The organism is Ruegeria sp. YTSC230, assembly GCF_059609665.1.
Genome location: NZ_JBXWMC010000004.1, coordinates 318,124 through 336,536, shown reverse-complemented (window position 1 = coordinate 336,536; position 18,413 = coordinate 318,124). Strand labels below are relative to the sequence as shown.

General features: G+C 58.3%; 15 protein-coding genes. 6 read left to right on the top strand and 9 right to left on the bottom strand.

What is annotated here, in order from left to right; translation table 11 throughout:
* Nucleotides 1–27: 27 nt before the first annotated feature.
* Both ilvN and AC2FD9_RS10820 read left to right on the top strand, forming a co-directional pair.
* A complete protein-coding gene (ilvN, locus tag AC2FD9_RS10825) occupies nucleotides 28–588 on the top strand; it encodes an acetolactate synthase small subunit (protein ID WP_058273965.1) in 561 nt (186 codons plus the stop codon).
* A 288-nt stretch (nucleotides 589–876) separates the two neighbouring features.
* A complete protein-coding gene (locus tag AC2FD9_RS10820; protein WP_496836804.1) occupies nucleotides 877–1,611 on the top strand; it encodes a helix-turn-helix domain-containing protein in 735 nt (244 codons plus the stop codon).
* Nucleotides 1,612–1,616: 5 nt separating this feature from the next.
* Here AC2FD9_RS10820 and AC2FD9_RS10815 read toward each other — a convergent pair whose 3' ends face one another.
* The 3 genes from AC2FD9_RS10815 to prfB all read right to left on the bottom strand — a co-directional run bounded on the left by AC2FD9_RS10815 (nucleotide 1,617) and on the right by prfB (nucleotide 5,145).
* Nucleotides 1,617–2,399 (bottom strand): DUF2189 domain-containing protein, encoded by a 783-nt coding sequence (locus AC2FD9_RS10815; protein ID WP_496735799.1) that lies wholly within the window; start codon nucleotides 2,397–2,399, stop codon nucleotides 1,617–1,619.
* Between the two features lie 33 nt (nucleotides 2,400–2,432).
* Complete coding sequence (locus tag AC2FD9_RS10810; RefSeq protein WP_496836802.1) at nucleotides 2,433–3,827, bottom strand: amidase; 1,395 nt, start codon at nucleotides 3,825–3,827, stop codon at nucleotides 2,433–2,435.
* 190 nt (nucleotides 3,828–4,017) lie between these two features.
* Nucleotides 4,018–5,145 (bottom strand): peptide chain release factor 2, encoded by a 1,128-nt coding sequence (gene prfB / locus AC2FD9_RS10805; protein ID WP_496836800.1) that lies wholly within the window; start codon nucleotides 5,143–5,145, stop codon nucleotides 4,018–4,020.
* Nucleotides 5,146–5,221: 76 nt separating this feature from the next.
* Between prfB and AC2FD9_RS10800 the strand changes: the two genes are divergently transcribed.
* Nucleotides 5,222–6,055, top strand: a complete 834-nt coding sequence (locus AC2FD9_RS10800) for an aminoglycoside phosphotransferase family protein (RefSeq protein WP_496836798.1) — start codon at nucleotides 5,222–5,224, stop codon at nucleotides 6,053–6,055.
* Here AC2FD9_RS10800 and AC2FD9_RS10795 read toward each other — a convergent pair.
* From AC2FD9_RS10795 to AC2FD9_RS10785, 3 genes are all read right to left on the bottom strand, one after another.
* Nucleotides 6,049–8,535: a penicillin-binding protein 1A gene (locus AC2FD9_RS10795; RefSeq protein WP_282120490.1), complete on the bottom strand. Its 2,487-nt coding sequence runs from the start codon at nucleotides 8,533–8,535 to the stop codon at nucleotides 6,049–6,051. The two genes, AC2FD9_RS10800 and AC2FD9_RS10795, sit on opposite strands and share 7 nt — an antisense overlap.
* A gap of 95 nt (nucleotides 8,536–8,630) precedes the next feature.
* A complete protein-coding gene (locus AC2FD9_RS10790; RefSeq protein ID WP_282120489.1) occupies nucleotides 8,631–9,851 on the bottom strand; it encodes an N-acetylmuramoyl-L-alanine amidase in 1,221 nt (406 codons plus the stop codon).
* A gap of 66 nt (nucleotides 9,852–9,917) precedes the next feature.
* Entirely contained in the window at nucleotides 9,918–11,081 is a 1,164-nt protein-coding gene (locus AC2FD9_RS10785; RefSeq protein WP_496754372.1) for a pyridoxal phosphate-dependent aminotransferase, read from the bottom strand.
* Here AC2FD9_RS10785 and AC2FD9_RS10780 point away from each other — a divergent pair.
* The 3 genes from AC2FD9_RS10780 (at nucleotide 11,080) to AC2FD9_RS10770 (ending at nucleotide 14,349) form a co-directional block, all read left to right on the top strand.
* The gene (locus AC2FD9_RS10780; protein ID WP_496836796.1) at nucleotides 11,080–12,462 is read left to right on the top strand and encodes a M48 family metalloprotease; all 1,383 of its coding nucleotides are present in this window, start codon (nucleotides 11,080–11,082) and stop codon (nucleotides 12,460–12,462) included. The two genes, AC2FD9_RS10785 and AC2FD9_RS10780, sit on opposite strands and share 2 nt — an antisense overlap.
* Entirely contained in the window at nucleotides 12,459–13,217 is a 759-nt protein-coding gene (locus tag AC2FD9_RS10775; RefSeq protein WP_282151464.1) for a DsbA family protein, read from the top strand. The genes AC2FD9_RS10780 and AC2FD9_RS10775 overlap by 4 nt, the downstream gene beginning before the upstream one ends.
* Before the next feature lie 61 nt (nucleotides 13,218–13,278).
* Complete coding sequence (locus tag AC2FD9_RS10770; protein WP_496836794.1) at nucleotides 13,279–14,349, top strand: agmatine deiminase family protein; 1,071 nt, start codon at nucleotides 13,279–13,281, stop codon at nucleotides 14,347–14,349.
* 26 nt (nucleotides 14,350–14,375) lie between these two features.
* On the opposite strand, the gene ispG is transcribed toward AC2FD9_RS10770, so the two are convergent.
* The 3 genes from ispG to hemA form a co-directional block, all read right to left on the bottom strand.
* Entirely contained in the window at nucleotides 14,376–15,497 is a 1,122-nt protein-coding gene (gene ispG / locus AC2FD9_RS10765) for a flavodoxin-dependent (E)-4-hydroxy-3-methylbut-2-enyl-diphosphate synthase (RefSeq protein WP_108860386.1), read from the bottom strand.
* Nucleotides 15,498–15,568: 71 nt separating this feature from the next.
* Complete coding sequence (locus AC2FD9_RS10760; RefSeq protein WP_282120484.1) at nucleotides 15,569–16,783, bottom strand: helix-turn-helix domain-containing protein; 1,215 nt, start codon at nucleotides 16,781–16,783, stop codon at nucleotides 15,569–15,571.
* 129 nt (nucleotides 16,784–16,912) lie between these two features.
* Complete coding sequence (gene hemA, locus AC2FD9_RS10755; RefSeq protein WP_058273980.1) at nucleotides 16,913–18,136, bottom strand: 5-aminolevulinate synthase; 1,224 nt, start codon at nucleotides 18,134–18,136, stop codon at nucleotides 16,913–16,915.
* Between the last annotated feature and the right edge of the window lie 277 nt (nucleotides 18,137–18,413).

Below are 18,413 nucleotides of genomic sequence, written 5' to 3'. Positions count from 1 at the left end.
TATCACAGGATTATGAAAGGGACATAAATGTCTGCCCTACATATCAAAAAAGGTGCAACGCGCCACTCCGCCTATAACCTACGCCCCACGTTTTCGGACGTGCAGGAACGCCATACGATTGCTGTCTTGGTCGAAAACGAACCGGGTGTTCTGGCCCGGGTGATCGGACTGTTCTCGGGCCGGGGTTACAACATCGAAAGCCTGACCGTCGCCGAGGTGGATCACACTGGCCACCTGAGCCGGATTACCATCGTCACCACCGGCACCCCTCAGGTGATAGAACAGATCAAAGCCCAATTGGGCCGTATCGTTCCGGTACACGAGGTTCACGACCTGACTGTCGAAGGCCCCTCGGTCGAGCGGGAACTGGCGATCATCAAGGTTGTCGGCGCGGGCGACAAGCGGGTCGAGGCCCTGCGTCTAGCCGATATCTTTCGCGCCAGCGTCGTCGACAGCACGTTGAATTCGTTCATATTCGAAATTACCGGTGCCCCTGACAAAATCGACGCCTTTGCCGATCTGATGCGCCCGCTGGGCCTTGTTGAGATCGCGCGCACCGGCGTGGCCGCCCTGCTGCGCGGCGACTGACTTTTTCGCCTCGCCCCCCTTTTGACACCGGGGCGAGGCGCAGTCCCAGGACATGTTCAATCAATGCAACGGTAAGTTGCCTACGAGCATGGCTACCCAAAAAGATCATACAAATTGACGTAAAGCCTATTGCCTTTGCCTGCCCCAACGTTAACTTCGGAGGTGTAGCGTGGTGTTGGGATGCGCCAGCTAGGGTCACCAGTACGATTGAGAATGCACGAACGGCCAAAAGGTCGGGTGCGTCGCACTTTTTGGAATGACACTCTGGAACCTGGGACAGAAATGACCATGAGTATCCGCAGTCCTGATGAATTGCGCCGGATGTTCGGTGCCAATCTGCGACAATTGTCGCGGCAATATTCGTCCGTGTCCGAACTGTGCCGCCAGCTGGGCATCAACAGGACCCAATTTAACAGGTATCTGGCGGGTGAAAGCTTTCCCCGCCCCGATGTTCTGGATCGCATGTGCCGGTTTTTTGAGGTCGACGCCCGTATCCTGTTGCGGCCTTTGGAGGAAATTGAAACGCCTCCCGAACATCCGGCTGCCTCTGCCTTGACTGAATTCCTGGGGTCCGGCCCTTCTACGCTAACCGAAAACCTGCTGCCGGCGGGCTTTTATTATGCGACGGAAACGGGGCTGGACGGATCTCCCATGACCAGACACCGGCTGATCCACACGCGCCGTTTGCCGCAATGCACGCTGGTGCGCAGCTATGAGCCCGAAAATGAGGGGATACCGGCCGACACCACCAGACGTGAAGTACAAGGCATCGCGGCTTGCGCCGGACGGCAGATTTTTATCCTTATGTCCAGCCGCGCGGCCCAAAACAGCCGTATCTACCTTGTAACGCGCGGTGCTGAAGAAAACTCCGAGCGATGGCGTGGCATTGCAATATGCCTGTCCAAGACCAACGCTCAGGCGACCACAATGCGCCGGATTTCGCTGAACTATTTGGGCAATCAGGCAAAGGCCGCCCTTCCTGCGGCGCGCGCTGCCAAACGGCTCAAGCAAAGCGCTGCATAGGCTCTTCAAGCGTCTTTCCCGGCCCCTGCCAGAGTGATCAGACGATACAGGTGCCAACTGGCATGCCCCAGCAAAGGCAAGACGATCAACAACCCCAAAAACCACGGGATCATGGCCACAAATGTCACGACAGCCACGAACACACCCCACCCCAGCATGATCTTCGGGTTCGACCGGACATAGCTGAAACTGGCAATCATCGCGGTCACGAAGTCCAGTTCCCGGTCCAGCAACATCGGGATCGAAAGGACGGTGATCATGTATAGAATAAGCGCGAAAATGGCCCCCACGATACTTCCGATAGCCAGCATTGTCAGGCCATTGGGCGTCCTGAAGATCTCGAGCGAACTTGAGACGTTGGTCATGGTCGACAACCCCATGAACAGAGCAAATATCATGTGACCCAAGAAAAACCAGAACAGGAAAATCACCACGATGATCGCGCAGATGGACGGCAATTGCCGACGGCTCTGCTGCAGGATCACGCCAAAAACCTCTCTGAACTTCAAGGGGTCGCCCTGTTCCAGCCGGTGAGACACCTCATACAACCCCACCGCTGCAAAGGGGCCGAGCAATGGGAATCCTATGGTGGCCAGCACGAGCCAGTATGACGTCTGCGTCTGCACCGTAATCCAGGCCATGGCACAGCCCGCCAGCACATAGAACCCACCGAACAACAGGCCAAAAACTGGTGCACGACGAAAATCAGCCCAGGCACGGCGCAATGCCTCGCCCAGCATACCGGTATCCACAGGTCCCATTTCCGGAACCCCAAAGGGTTTTTCCATGCTCTGTCTCTCCTCCTGTTTCCGGCGCTCTCCTCAAGCCGGTCGGTTTTGTGGCCACCCGGTCGCGTCGTGATACGCGGCCCCGATTGACAATACACTCGCATCCGCGCCGCGCGGGCCAAAGACCTGCATACCCATCGGTAACCCGCCTGCCCCAAACCCTACCGGCACCGACATACACGGCAAGCCAATCAAGCTGACTGGAATCATGACCTGCATCCAGCGGTGATAGGTATCCATGCTTTTACCGGCAATCTCGGTGGGATACGGGAGCTCAAGTTCAAACGGCCAGACTTGAGTAGACGGCAGGATCAACGCATCAAATCCTTCGAACAGTTCAGCCGCGCGCCGGAACCAATCCGATCGTACAACACTTGCCTGATGCACCTGCATCGCCGTCAAGGCTTGCCCCTGGTCAAGCTCCCATTGCGCCGTGTCCTTCAACTGCGCCCGCTGTTCAGACTGCGGGGCGAGACTTGCCGCCACGCTCCAGGATCGTAAGGTCGACCAGCTTTCGAATATGCGTTCGGCATCAAAGGGCGGCGCAACAGCTTCAACCTGCGCCCCCTGCTGTACGAAAACGGACAGCGCATCCCGGCACAGGTCCAAAATACCATCCTCAAACGGGAACGCCCCACCCCAGTCGCCCAGCCAGCCAATCCGCATACCGGCCAGATCGGCCGCCTGAACAGGAGACACTGCAGCATTGTGCGGGGTTGCAGGATGCCGCGGGTCCGGCCCTGAAATCACGTCCAACAACACACCCAGATCTTCCGGGGCTCGTGCCATTGGGCCAAGCGTGGACAGTTGGTGAAGGAATATGTCGCCCACCGGTTCAGGCGGCACACGTCCCCAACTTGGGCGAAACCCATAGACATTGTTCCAGGCCGCGGGATTGCGCAGACTGCCCATCATGTCAGAGCCATCCGCCAGCGCCACCATCCCGGTGGCCAGCGCAACCGCTGCCCCACCCGATGATCCACCGCATGTCTTAGAGTGATCATACGGGTTACGCGTGGCACCATAAACGGGATTGAACGTGTGCGAGCCCAAACCGAACTCTGGCGTATTTGTTTTACCGATCAGGATTGCGCCGGCCGCCCGCATTCGTGCGGCTATCAGATCGTCCTGTTCGGGTACATGATCGCGATACAGCGGTGATCCCTGCGACGACACCACCCCGGCGACATTCACCAGATCTTTGACCGCAATTGGCAACCCATGCAACGGGCCCGTCACTGACCCCGCATCCAGCGCACGCGCCTCGGCCATCAGCGCCTCTTCATCACGCAGCGCAACAATCGCATTCAGCGGCGGGTTGACCGCCGCAATGCGATCCAAGGTTTCACGCATCAGATCAGCGGCTAAGAGACGCCGGGCCGAAAGCGCCGCCAACAAGGCAGTTGCGGTTGTCTGACTTAAATCCATCCGGGATCCATCGCATTCAGTGTTACCAAGTCGCGATCAGCCTAGCGAGGCAGCAACCCCATTTAAACCCGTGTTTTACATATATCTTTTACCATGCGCACCGCAGTGCACAGATCCGCGTCATCTGGCCAAAATCATCCCGGGGGAGTCTCCGCCTGCGGAGACGGGGGCAGTGCCCCCTGGCGGCGTCTCAGCCGTCGCCTTGCGCCTCGGAGCGGCTCTTGCCCGCAACATCCATTGCAAGGGTCGCTGCCATGAACCCATCCAGATCGCCATCCAGAACACCCTTGGTGTCCGAGGTCTCATGGTTGGTACGCAGGTCCTTTACCATCTGGTAAGGCTGCAAAACATAAGACCGGATCTGGTTGCCCCAGCCCGCATCACCTTTGGCCTCATGTGCTGCGTTAATGTCCGCGTTGCGACGGTCCAATTCCTGCTGGTACAGGCGCGATTTCAGGGCCTTCATGGCAATATCGCGGTTCTGGTGTTGCGACTTTTCAGAACTGGTCACGACGATCCCGGTTGGAATGTGCGTAATTCGAACCGCCGAATCCGTGGTGTTCACGTGCTGACCGCCCGCACCCGAAGACCGATATGTGTCGATGCGAATTTCGGACGGGTTCACCTCAATCTCGATATTGTCGTCGACCACCGGATAGACCCAGACCGAGCTGAACGAAGTGTGCCGTTTGGCTGCCGAGTCAAATGGCGAAATACGCACCAGACGATGCACACCGCTTTCGGACTTCAACCAACCATAGGCGTTATGGCCGGAAATCTTGTACGCAGCGGATTTGATGCCAGCCTCTTCGCCCGCCGTCTCGGACTGCAGCTCGACCGTGTAGCCTTTCTTCTCAGCCCAGCGGACATACATCCGCGCCAGCATCGAGGCCCAGTCACAGCTTTCGGTGCCACCGGCGCCTGAGTTGATTTCAAGGAACGTGTCATTGCCGTCGGCCTCGCCATCCAGCAGCGCCTCAAGCTCTTTCTTGGCGGCCTTCGCCCCCAATTTCTGAATGGCGTCTTCGGCGTCGGTGACGACCTCTTCGTCCTCTTCCATCTCACCAAGTTCGATCAGCTCGATATTGTCACTCAGATCGGTCTTGATCGACTCATAAGTTTCAATGGCGTCCACCAACATCTGACGTTCGCGCATCAGTTTTTGCGCGTTCTCGGGGTTGTCCCACAGGTTGGGATCTTCGACCCGCGCGTTGAATTCCTCAAGACGATGAGGGGCAGACTCATAGTCCATGCGCTGCGCCAGCAGCTCCAGCGACTTTTCGATTTCCGCCACGGTGTTCTGGGTTTCGGCGCGCATGGTCTTGTCCCAACTTGCTCAATCAGGCCTGCGTGATAGCAAGAGGCGCGGGCCACCACAAGACAGGCAAGACGGAATGCAAAACGCACTGAACGAGTTTCTGACCAGATGGGAATTGGAAGACCCTCAGCTCGTTGCGGATACCGGGCATGCACATGTGTGGAAGGTCCGAACTTTGGACAACACGCTTGCCGCCCTCAAGATCTATCGCCGCCCAAACCGTGGCAATGAAACAGCTGGTCCGCACCTTATGCATCTGTGGCGTAACCGGGGCGCTGTGCACATACTGGCCGAGGCCCCCAACGCCGTTTTGACGGAATGGCTTGAAGGGCCATCGCTTGGGGACATCGCGCGGTCTGGCCGCCCGGATGATGCGGTACGCGGTCTGGCGACGGCAGCGGATCGACTGCACCAAAGTCCGACCATCAACACGACCGGGCTGAAACCGCTTCAGGAAGTCTTCGCGCCAGTTTTCGACTGTCAATTCTCGGACCATTGCCCGACCCGGCTACGGCACGACATGATGCAAGCGATCAGCATTGGCCGTCACCTTCTGGACACGCAGGATATGGTTGTTCCACTGCACGGGGATCTGCATCATGACAACGTGATCACAACACGCGCCGGGCCTCGGGTCTTTGACGCCAAGGGGTACATCGGTGATCCGGCTTTTGAGCTGGCCAATGCCCTACGCCACCCAAAAGGCATGCCAGAGTTGGTTCGGCGACCTGAACAGATTGAAACTGGCCTGGCGCTATACGCGACCGCCATGCGGGTTAACGAAAGACGACTTGCCCAATGGGCTGCCGCGAAATGTGCTCTGTCGATCTTCTGGCGCGCAGATGGCACCGTCACAAATGACCCGGAAGAAGACCTGTTGAACCTACTCCTGCAGGCAGCGGATCAGTAAAGACCGCCGCCCTGCAGATCACCCTGGCTGGCGTTGGGGCCAACAGTGATTGTGTTGCCAGTCGACGTGGTGACCTGACGGCCAGAGTTGGCCTCTTCGAACAGAGGCAGGTCGGAGCCCATCGCAAAGCCACCGTCATAGACACGGTCGATAAAGCCGTCGACGCCATCGCGGAAATATTCAGCCACAACATAGTCACCGGAAGCATCGGCAGGCAGGCGCGCGCCACTGAAGCGGTCGATCTTGATGAAGTGGCCACCTTCGGGCACATCAAACGGACCGCCCCCGTATTTTTCGACCGCTTTCTCCATGAAGCTTTGGAACACTGGTCCGCACAACGTGCCCCCATAGGCCCCCCGCCCCATCGGACGCGGGCGGTCATAACCGATATAGCAACCAGCAACGATGTTCGAGGTGAAGCCGATGAACCACGCATCCTTGGATTCGTTCGTCGTACCCGTTTTACCCGCAGTCGGCACCGGCAGATTGACAACACTGGACGCGGTCCCACGATCCACCACACCTTTCATCATCGACGTCAGCTGATACGCGGTGATCGCATCCATGACCTGAGAGCGATTGGTCTCGATGGTGGGCGACTCGTCCGGCTCAAGCCAGGCCGAGTTACAATCCAAGCACTGACGGTCGTCGTGACGATAGATCGTCTTGCCGAACCGATCCTGAATACGGTCGACCAGAGTGGGCTCCACCCGCTCACCGCCGTTGGCGAACATCGCGTAGGCGGCGACCATCTTGTACAGCGTGGTTTCTTCCGACCCCAGCGAGTTCGCCAGGAACGCACCCATACGGTCATAGACACCAAACCGTTCCGCGTAGCCAGCGACAACAGGCATAGTCACCTCTTGCGCCAGACGAATGGTCATCAGGTTCCGTGACTGTTCGATCCCCGTGCGCAGCGGCGTTGGGCCGTAGAATTTGTTCGACGAGTTCTTGGGTCTCCACAGTCCTTGGGGCGTGTTCACCTCAATCGGGGCATCCACAACGATGGTTGCGGGGCTATAACCACTGTCCAGTGCGGCGGCATAGACGAAAGGCTTAAAGCTGGAACCCGGTTGGCGCTGTGCCTGCGTGGCGCGGTTGAACACCGAATCCTGATACGAGAACCCACCCTGCATCGCCAGAACACGGCCCGAGTTCACGTCCATCGCGACAAAGCCACCCTGCACTTCAGGCACCTGACGTGCAGACCACTGGCCTTCTTCCCCGGCCATAACCAGAATGACGTCGCCACGTTTGAAGTTCGCTGCGAAATCACCTTGCATCCATTTGATATCGGAACGTGGGATGATGCCGTCGGCCGGGCCGTCCTCGATCCCCACGGTCAATTGCTGTTCACCGACGTTCATCACAACTGCCGGATACCACTGCGTCGGAAGCACAACGTCACGTGGGATTTCTATGATGGCCAACGCTTCGCGCCACTGAGTTTCGTCGGTCAGTTTTTCTTCCGCAATAACTTCACCAGTCCCGCGCCATTTCCCGCGCGAGCGGTCGTATTTTTGCAGCGCGGTGCGCAGGGCTTTGGCGGCCTCAAGTTGCATTTCTTCGTCGACCGAGGCGCGGACAGCAAAGCCGCCGGTAAAGAACTCACCCTCGCCGAAATCGTCGCTCAGCTGGCGGCGTATCTCGTCGGTGAAATAGTCACGCGGCGGCAACGCCGTACGGAAGCTTTCGAAATCTCCGTTCTGGACCGAGCGGAGGGGCATTTCGACTTCGACCTCATAGGTCGCCTGATCGATATACCCATTCTGGTTCATCTCGCGCAAAACATAGTCCCGACGTGCAAGCAGACGCTCTTTTTGCCGAACCGGATGATAATCCGACGGCGCCTTCGGCATCGCGGCCAATGTCGCGGCCTCGTGCGGCTCCAGCTCTTGCAGGGTCTTGTTGAAATAAGTCTGTGCGGCGGCGGTCACACCATAGGAGTTCTGACCCAGAAAGATCTCGTTCATGTAAAGTTCGAGGATCTGTTCCTTGTCCAGCGTATCCTCAAGCCGAGTGGCGAGGATGATTTCCTTGATTTTCCGCTCGGCGCGGCGGTCGCCGGACAGCAGGAAATTCTTCATCACCTGCTGTGTAATGGTCGATGCACCGCGAACGGTTTCACCCTTGGACTTCACCGCCTCAACACCAGCGGCAATGATACCGCGCGGATCGTAACCCTGGTGGGTGTAGAAATTCTTGTCCTCAGCCGAGATAAACGCCTGCTTCACCAGATCGGGAATCTCTTCGGACGGTGTGAACAGGCGACGTTCCTGCGCGAACTCGTCGATCAACTGGCCTTCGCCCGAATAGATTCGGCTGATCGTGGGCGGTTTGTACTGCGCCAACGATTCATGGCTGGGCAGGTCGCGCCCATACATCCAGAAGATCGCGCCGACGACCAGCGCGGCCATGAAGATACCCAATGTCACGAGGCTGAAGATCGCCCCGAAAATCGAAAGAATGAAACGGATCACGTTACTGCCTTTTACTCGCGGTGACGCCTATATAGTGATGGCCCGGCGCAGGGTCAAAACACGATGGCCAATAATAGCCGGTTTACGTCGCAGGGTCACTGACCAATCAAGGATCTTTTGATCAGGTCGTCCTGCCGCCATTTCTTAAGACCATCGACAATGCCCTGCGCCATTCCAACGCGCCATTCCGGGTTCCTGATATTCTGCAGGTCCCGGGGACTGGATAGAAACCCAAGCTCGACCAAAACCGAAGGAATATCCGCTGCCTTGAGAACCGAGAAGGACGCTGTGCGGATCGGCCTGCTGTTCATCGGGCCGCCCTGTTGTGTCATGCCATCTGCCAACGCACGGGCCAGCGCATCAGTTCGGGGCTTGGTTTCCTGCCGCGCGATATCCAGCAGAATATCGGCCACCTGGTCATCCGCACCGCTCAGATCGATCCCCGAGATCAGGTCACCGCGGTCATGACGTTCCGCCAGCTTGTCACTGGCCACATCAGATGCTTCGTCCGACAAAGTATATACTGCGGCACCATGCGCCCGCCCTTCAGACAGGATATCTGCATGCAATGAGATAAACACATCGGCACCGGCCCTATGCGCCAGCGCGATGCGCCGTTCGAGCGAGACGAATTGGTCATCAACCCGCGTCATCACCACTTCGAACCCTCCGGTCCGCAATAAATGCTCGCGAAGCTCGCGCGCGAAGGTCAGCATCAGGGTCTTTTCGTCCAATCCGTCGGCCTCGGCCCCCGGGTCAATACCGCCATGGCCGGGGTCAAGCATGACCCGCAACGCGCCTGCCCCGCCCTGGCGCGGCCGGGTCGCTGTCACCGCGGGTTCGGGCAAATCCCAACCTTGTTGACGGGGTGCGCCCGCGCCCGCAGCGAATGAATCGAAATCGGTTCCTTGCAGAAGCAGCGACAGTTGCGCGCCTCCACCCGTTTGATCAATTTTCATTTCGGCGCGGTCGACGGCCAAAGGCGCACCAAGCTCCAGAACCATCCGAGACCAACCGGGAACGTATGCTCCGAACTGAACACCGCTGATACGATCGGTCTGCAGAAGCGCTTCGCGGTCAAGCCCGGTCCAGTCAACCTCTTGAAAATCAAGTACCATGCGGTAGGGATCTTGCAATGTGAACACGCGGTAAGGGACGCCCTGGCTGAGGCCCAGATCGACCCTCACCCCTGCGCGACCTTCGTCCACAATGCGACTGTCATCCGGCAACACGCGCGCAAGCGCGCTGAAGTCATGCGCGACGGCGGCAGTCGACAGCACCCAAAACAGCGCAATGGCGTAAATGATCCTGCTCATGGCCTCAAGTTTTCCCGAGATCGTTTGTCTGGCACTCTATCGCATCCGGGGCCCGTTGTGAACGGCTCAGGCCTGTTCCGTGATCGCACCGCGATCCGCCATAAAGCGGTGCAGGCGCTGCAGACCCTCTTCGATGTCCGCCGTCGATCGCGCGTATGAAAACCGCAGCGTTGTATGACCGCGCAGCGGGTCGAAATCCAGCCCCGGCGTGACGGCTACCCCCGCCTTTTCTAACACCTCGGCCGCAAAGGCCCGGCTGTCGTCGGTCAGGTCCGAGACGTCGGCGTAGACATAAAACGCCCCATCTGGCGGCGCGATATTGGTGAAACCGGCCTTGGGCAGCCCGTCCAGCATCAATTGGCGGTTGCGGCGATAAACATCCAGATTGGCCTGCAATTCATCGTTGCAGTCCATTGCCGCCAGCGCAGCCACTTGGCTGGCGTGCGGCGCACAGATGAACATGTTCTGAGCGATCCGCTCAACCACCCTCACCTGATCTTCGGGAACCACCATCCAGCCAACGCGCCAGCCGGTCATCGAGAAATACTTGGAAAACGAGTTGATCACATAGCAGTCATCCGTCAGCTCCAGCGCGGTGACGGCTTTGGCCTCATATTCCAGCCCATGGTAAATCTCATCACTGATGAACGAAGCGCCCTGCCCTTGTGCGGCGTCAATAAGCGCGCCCATGGCTCTGTGATCCAGCATCGTGCCCGTGGGGTTCGCAGGCGACGCAACCATCAGGCCCTGCAGGTCGAGCCCTGCGAAATCGGATGGCACGGGTTGCAGCCGGTTTTCGGGTGCGGTGGGCAGATCGACAGGGACCAGACCTAACGCTTTCAGAATTTGCCGGTAAGAGGGATAGCCCGGCGCGCCGATACCTACGCGGTCGCCGCTATCAAACAAGGCAGTGAAAGCCAGCAGAAACCCGCCGGACGACCCTGGTGTAATCACGACGCGGTCGGGGTTGAGATCGACGTTATACCACTCACCGTACAGGCTTGCGATCCGTTGCCGCAGCGCGGGCAGACCCAAAGCCACGGTATAGCCCAGCGGGCCTTGATCCATTTCTCTGGCCAAGGCCTGAACGGCCCCTTTGGGCGCGCCCGTTCCCGGCTGGCCGACCTCCATATGAATGATGTGCCGCCCGGCCTCTTCAGCGCGGCGCGCGGCCTCCATCACATCCATCACGATGAAGGGATCGACCCCGGATCGGGTTGAGTTTCTCATGCCCATCTCCCATGTTGCAGCCATGGCTTTTGAACGCTTATCCAAGCTGGCGTCAATCCCGGCCCTGTTGCTGATTGCAGTGACATGGTTGAGCAGTGCGTTTCAGTCCAGCGCTCAAAGCCTGATCCGCGACCCCGATATCGAGCACGGGTTGCGCGAATTGGCCTTTCCCATTCTGCGGGCCGCCGGGCTAAACACCAATCGGGTGAAAATTCTGGTCGTCAATGACAGCACGTTCAACGCATTTGTCATTGATTACAACGCAATATACGTAAATTACGGGCTAATCCTGACCGTCGAAAGCCCCGAGATGCTGCAAGCCGTGATCGCGCATGAGGCGGCTCATATCGCCAACGGCCATCTGGCCAGACGGGTTGAAAACATGCGCGCCGCACAGCGCAAAGCCCAGCTGGGCACTGCGCTGGCCCTAATCGCCGCAGCCGCAGGTGGTGGCGAGGCCGCAGCGGGAATCGCCGCTGGCACATCCGCGTCTGCCCTGCGCAGTTTTTTTGGGCACACACGGGCAGAAGAGGCATCGGCCGACCGCAGTTCGGCCAGCTACCTGCGCGCGGCGGGGATCTCACCCAACGGGATGGTTGCCCTTCACCAAAAGTTTGCAGGTCAGGAGTTGCTGAACACCGCCAATCAAGACCCCTATATGCGATCTCACCCCACTAGCCGCGAACGGCTGCGCGCCGCTGAGGCGTTTGTGGGCGAGTTCAGCGATCATGCCTCCCCCAACCCCAACGCCGACTACTGGTTTGCGCGGGTCAAGGGCAAGCTTTCGGCTTTCCTGCGTTCGCCGGGATGGACCATGCGCCGGTTGAAAGAGGAAAGCGCACAGGACATCCGCCTGATGCGCGAAGCCGCCGCCCACCATCAGAACCGCGATCTGGCCCGCGCAAGGGCCGCAATCGACGGCGCGCTGGAAATACGGCCCGATGATCCGTTCTTTTATGAACTAAAAGGGCAAATTCTGCTGGAAAACAGAAAGTTGCCAGACGCAATTAAAGCTTACGGACAGGCAGTTGAGATGTCTCCGAATGATCCATTGCTTCTGGCGGGGTACGGGCGCGCCTTGCTGGCAGATGGGCAGACGGCCGACGCCCTGAAGATGCTTGAAAAGGCGCGCGCGCGGGACTATCGCAATGCACGACTGATGCAGGATCTTGGAATGGCTTATGCCAAGGTCGGAAATAACGGCATGGCCTCGGCCGTGACCGCAGAACGCTATGCCCTGCAAGGCCGCCTGGTCGATGCAGGCATTCACGCAAAACGCGCCGTCGGGCAATTGCCCGAAGGTTCACCTGGTTGGCAACGGGCACAGGATGTGTTGATTGCCTCGGAACGAGCGAAGAAAAAGAAAAGGAACCGGAAATGATCCTCAGACATGCTGCACCCGCCCTTCTGGGGCTTTCCCTGATCACCGGCCCCGCGCAGGCCCTAGACCTGAGCACCATGAGCGATGCCGAACGCGAGCAGTTCGGTGTGCAGGTGCGCGAGTACCTTCTGGAAAACCCCGAAGTGATCATCGAAGCGATCAACATTCTTGAACAGCGCAACGCTGCTGCCGAAGCTTCTGCTGACAAGGAACTGGTCGCCGCCAATGCGGACGAGCTGTTCAACGACGGCTATAGCTGGGTTGGCGGCAACCCGGATGGCGACATCACTCTGGTCGAATTCATGGATTACCGCTGCGGCTACTGTCGCCGCGCCGTGCCCGAAGTCGCGAGCCTGTTGGCCGAAGATGGCAACATCCGCCTTGTGATCAAGGAATTCCCGATCTTGGGCGACGCCTCGGTCCTGTCTTCGCGCTTTGCGGTCGCAACCAAACATGTGGCTGGCGCTGACGCCTACAAACAGGTCCATGACGCGCTGATGGAATTCGGCGGAGAGCCTTCCGAAGTCTCCCTGCGCCGGATCTCGGATGGCCTCGGCCTGGACAGCGATGCGATCATTGCGGCCATGGACAGCGAGCAGGTTACGGATGAAATCGGTCAGACCCGTGCGCTGGCGCAGCGTATGCAGATTTCGGGAACACCTTCATTTGTTCTGGGCACCGAGATGCTGCGTGGGTTCCTGCCAGCGGATCAGATGAAGCAGATTGCGGACGGTGTGCGCGCAGAACAGGGTTGATGAACAATGAGCACCTCTCGCTGAGGTGCTCTTCACCCAACAGCCTATTGGGGTTTTCACAATGAAGCGTAGGGAAGTTCTGCTGTCCGGCGGGGCGATTGGGTTAATGAGTGTCACACAGCAACCTTTTGCCCAAGCTGGTTTGGGCTATTTTGTTCCGGCGGAAGAAACGCGACACCAACGCACTTTCATGCAGTGGCCGGTAAGCCGCAATGTGTATCCAGATGCCCACTTGCGTGATCTGGTGCAGCAAACGATCGCCGATATTGCCAATGCGATATCGCCATTTGAACCGGTGACGATGCTGGCTGCCGCCGAACAGCATTCGGCAGCGCGTGAAAAACTTTCAACGGAAGTTGAATTGTGGGACGTCCCAACCGAAGACCTTTGGTGCCGGGATTCCGGACCGATCTTTTTGATTTCTGACGCCGGTGACATGGCGATCCGCAAAATCCAGTTCAATGGCTGGGGTGAGAAGCAAGCACATAAACAGGATGCTCGTGTCGCTGGTCGCGTTGCCGAACGACTGGGCTTGCCGCTTCTTCCTTCCGGCCTGAACGGTGAAGGTGGAGGTGTTGAGCAAGACGGGCACGGCCTGCTCATTGCGCATGAAAGCTCATGGGTGAATGACAATCGCAACCCTGGCCAGTCCCGTAACGAGATCGAAGCCAAACTTTTGGCCGCCTACGGAGCAAACCGCATGATTTGGTCCGAGGGTGTTTGGGGCGAAGACATCACCGACTACCATATCGACAGCCTGGCACGCTTTACTGGCCCCGGTCGTGTTCTGGTCAACCTTCCGGACGAACCTGATTTTCAGGACCCCTTCCACCTTGCGGCGTTGGACACCCATGACCGATTGGTCGCGGAAGGCTTACAAGTAGACGTCATTCCGGAACCGATCAGAAGACGGATCAAAGATCCAGAGTTCGTAGCGTCCTATGCAAACTACTATGTTTGCAATGGCGCGGTCATCATGGCCCAATTTGGTGACAAAGAAACCGACACCATCGCGCGCGACGCCCTGTCCCGGCATTACCCGGGGCGCGAAGTTGTGGCACTAAACGTCGATATTCTAGGCGAACTTGGTGGCGGTATTCACTGCGCAACGCAACAAATGCCCGCCGTCTGAATTGACCCGAGGGTCAGTGACATCAACTATTCAGCCGCCTCAGCCACGGCGTCCAGTTCCGCCGCCTTCTTCTCGACCTCTTCGACGATGTGGTCAATCATCTGGTCGTTCGACATCTTGTGGCTGGCCTTACCTGCCAGATAAACCATGCCCGATCCAGCGCCACCTCCGGTGAAACCGACATCGGTCATCAGCGCCTCACCGGGGCCGTTCACCACGCAGCCGATGATCGAGAGGCTCATCGGTGTTTTTATGTGTTCCAAACGCTGTTCCAGCGCCTCAACCGTTTTGATCACGTCGAACCCCTGCCGCGCGCAGGAGGGGCACGAGATGATGTTCACGCCGCGATGGCGCAGGCCCAGAGATTTCAGAATCTCGAAGCCCACCTTTACTTCTTCGACCGGGTCAGCGGACAAGCTGACACGGATCGTGTCGCCGATGCCCATCCACAGCAGATTACCCAGCCCGATAGCCGATTTGATGGTGCCAGACACCAGCCCGCCCGCCTCGGTGATGCCTAGGTGGATCGGCGCATCCGTAGCCTCGGCAATGCCCTGATAGGCCGCTGCGGACAGAAAGACGTCGCTGGCCTTCACGCTGATCTTGAATTCGTGAAAGTCGTTGTCCTGCAGGATGCGAATATGCTCCAACCCGCTTTCGACCATCGCCTCAGGACATGGTTCGCCATACTTCTCAAGCAAGTGCTTTTCCAGGCTACCGGCGTTCACCCCGATGCGGATCGAGCAATTATGGTCCTGCGCGGCCTTGATAACCTCTTTCACACGCTTTTCATCGCCGATATTGCCCGGGTTGATGCGCAGGCATGCGGCACCCGCTTCGGCAGCTTCGATACCGCGCCGATAGTGAAAGTGGATGTCGGCCACGATAGGAACCGGGCTTTCGCGCACGATCTCTTTCAGTGCTTTCGATGACGCCTCATCAGGGACGGAAATCCGCACGATATCGGCACCCGCCTCTGCTGCGGCCTGAACCTGCGCAATGGTCCCGGCAACATCCGTTGTCAGGGTGTTTGTCATCGTCTGGACAGCAATGGGTGCGTCGCCCCCGACCGGAACATTTCCAACCATAATTTGGCGGGATTTGCGGCGATAGATGTTGCGCCACGGGCGGACGTGATTAAGGGACATGAGGACGGGTCCAAAGCTGCCTGAGTTGCGTCTTTAAATAGTCCGCCTACCCGGCCACCGCAATGGCCAGATCACTCAGCCGGCGTTTCAGGTACTTCCGACTGAAGTTCGGCCACCAATTGTTTGAGGGCGCTGTTCTGTTCGGATTCCAGATCGGCGATCTCATAGCGTTCGGCAACCGCGTCCTTAGACAGCAGAACCCCTTTGGTCACTGTGCCCGGCGCGCCGACGGGCCCAAAATGTTCACCATTCATCGAGAAATAAACGGAACCCGAAGCCCCTGCGCGCAGTTGCGGAGGTTCTTCGGTCAGCGGAATCTCGAATGTATTGCCCTGCTCGACCGTACCCAATGTGCCTTCAAACAGAACGCTTCCATCGGCGGCGCGAATACGCATCCACGATGGCGCAACGGCTACGATTTTCAGTGCGGTATCAACCTGTTCAACAACCTGCGGCAATGCGAGGCGTTCAACTGTGTGCACTTCGGCCACTTCAATCCGGGGTGCCTCTGGCGGGCGGAACGTTCCGACTGTGCGAGGGTCCAATGTGGCAATCGGCGCGTCACGTGCCACAAGAACCGGAACATCCAGCGCCTGTGGGCGATAAAGACGATCCAGCGCTTCGGGGGTCGGTGCTGCGGATTCTGCTGCTTCGGCAAGTTCTACCGGTGCGCGGGCTGCATCCAACGGGTCGAGATCGGACAGAACCACCGGGGCCTGTTCGACCGGGCTCACCTGAACCTGTTGGATTTTGTTCAGAACCGCCCAACCGCCATAGCCAATGCCACCAATCACCGCCAGCAGGACCAGAGACGAGCCAATGGCGCGGGGCTCAATCTGGCTGACCAGAGATTCCCTGCCTGGGATGTAAGGTGTATTCGGCGAGATGAACGGATCGCGCCCCATCGGACCCCGCGCGGGCAACCCGCCGGATGGTTTACGAACAACCGAAGCCTCGGCCGACATACCATGGGCCACTTCGAACCCGCTTTCGGCGCAGAACGTGGCAAAGGTATCATCCGGGTTCATACCCAGATAACGCGCATAAGAACGCACATACCCGGCGATGAAGCCGGGTGTGTCAAACGCATCGGGATCAGCGTCTTCGATTGCAGCTATGTAGTTGGCTTTAATCCGCAGTTCGCGCTGAACATCCAGAAGAGACTTACCCATGGTCGCGCGTTCGCCGCGCATCCTGTCGCCAAGTCGTACCTCATAGTCGTCAAAGCCCTTCGGCCTGACGTCCGTGTTTTCTTCGGAATCGCGCTGTGATCTGCGCCCAATCATCCCTGCTGCCCCATTCTGCCTTGCGCGTGTTACACGCCAACGGCGAATCGCCTACGTAACGATTCGTGCGTCTCTTTTGTTAGCGTAAGCTTAACACGCGACAAACGCATTGCACACTTTGGCGTGAGGTTAACCTGCAAGTTCGGCGCGATTTAGCGCACAATGTGACCAAAGTTCGTCCATCGCATGGATCAATCGATTCATTTCACCCGGTCCGTGGATCGGTGACGGGGTAAAACGCAGGCGTTCCGTGCCGCGCGGCACGGTCGGGAAGTTGATCGGCTGGACGTAAATTCCATGGTCATCCAGCAGTCTGTCACTCAGGATTTTGGTGTGCACCGGGTTGCCGACGATCACAGGTACGATGTGGCTGCCATGATCGATTAACGGCAGGCCCATCCCTTTCAGGCGTAGCTTAAGCACCTTGGCCTGTGTCTGATGCTGCTCTCGCAACTCTGACGCACCTTTCAGATATGCCACCGAAGCGGCAGCACCGGCGGCAACGGCCGGCGGAAGCGACGTCGTGAAGATGAAGCCCGGCGCGTAAGAACGTACAGCGTCACACATTTTCTCACTGGCGGCGATATAGCCCCCCATCACGCCATAAGCCTTGGCCAATGTTCCGTTGATGATGTCGATGCGATGCGCCAAGCGATCACGTTCGGTCACGCCACCACCACGGGGACCGTACATGCCAACCGCGTGCACCTCGTCGATATAGGTCAGCGCGCCAAATTCATCTGCCAGGTCGCAGATCTCTTCGATCGGGCCGAAATCGCCGTCCATCGAATAGACCGACTCGAAAGCGATCAGTTTGGGTGTCGCAGGATCGTCGGCCTCAAGCAGCTCGCGCAGATGCGCGACGTCGTTGTGACGGAAGATTCGCTTGTCGCCTCCATTGCGGCGCACGCCTTCGATCATTGAAGCATGGTTCAGTGCATCGGAATAAATGATCAGACCGGGGAATAGTTTCGGCAAAGTGCTGAGCGTCGCGTCATTCGCGATATAGGCGCTGGTGAACAGCAACGCTGCCTCTTTGCCGTGCAGATCGGCCAGCTCAGCCTCAAGCTGCTTGTGATAGACCGTGGTGCCCGAGATGTTACGCGTTCCGCCCGAACCCGCACCAGCAGCATCAACCGCATCATGCATTGCATTCAGAACAACCGGGTTCTGGCCCATACCCAAATAGTCGTTTCCACACCACACGGTGATATTCTGCTGCGAGCCGTCCGGACGCGTCCGTACAGCATGCGGGAAATGACCCTTCTGGCGTTCGATATCAATAAAGGTCCGATAACGGCCTTCGTCATGCAGCCTGGCAATCGCTGAATCGAGCTGAGCAGTATAGTCCACCAGTTTCTCCTTCTGTGCCCGACATAGACGTGCTGTTTGTCGAACCCGTTATTTCCCCGAATGACGGATCAAGCCGTCCCCGCGGTTTGCTTCCCCTTGAGTACCTTGCCTAGTGGCATTGCAGGAGTCGCAGCATTGATCTGTATCAATTATCCCTGTTCACGCCCCCCGACAAGTAAAGTTACGGCCATAAGACGCGAGGAAACGACGCAGGCGATAACCCTGCCACACATTCTGTTTCCGACAGTATACTGCAAATCCTGCCGATACGCACTGG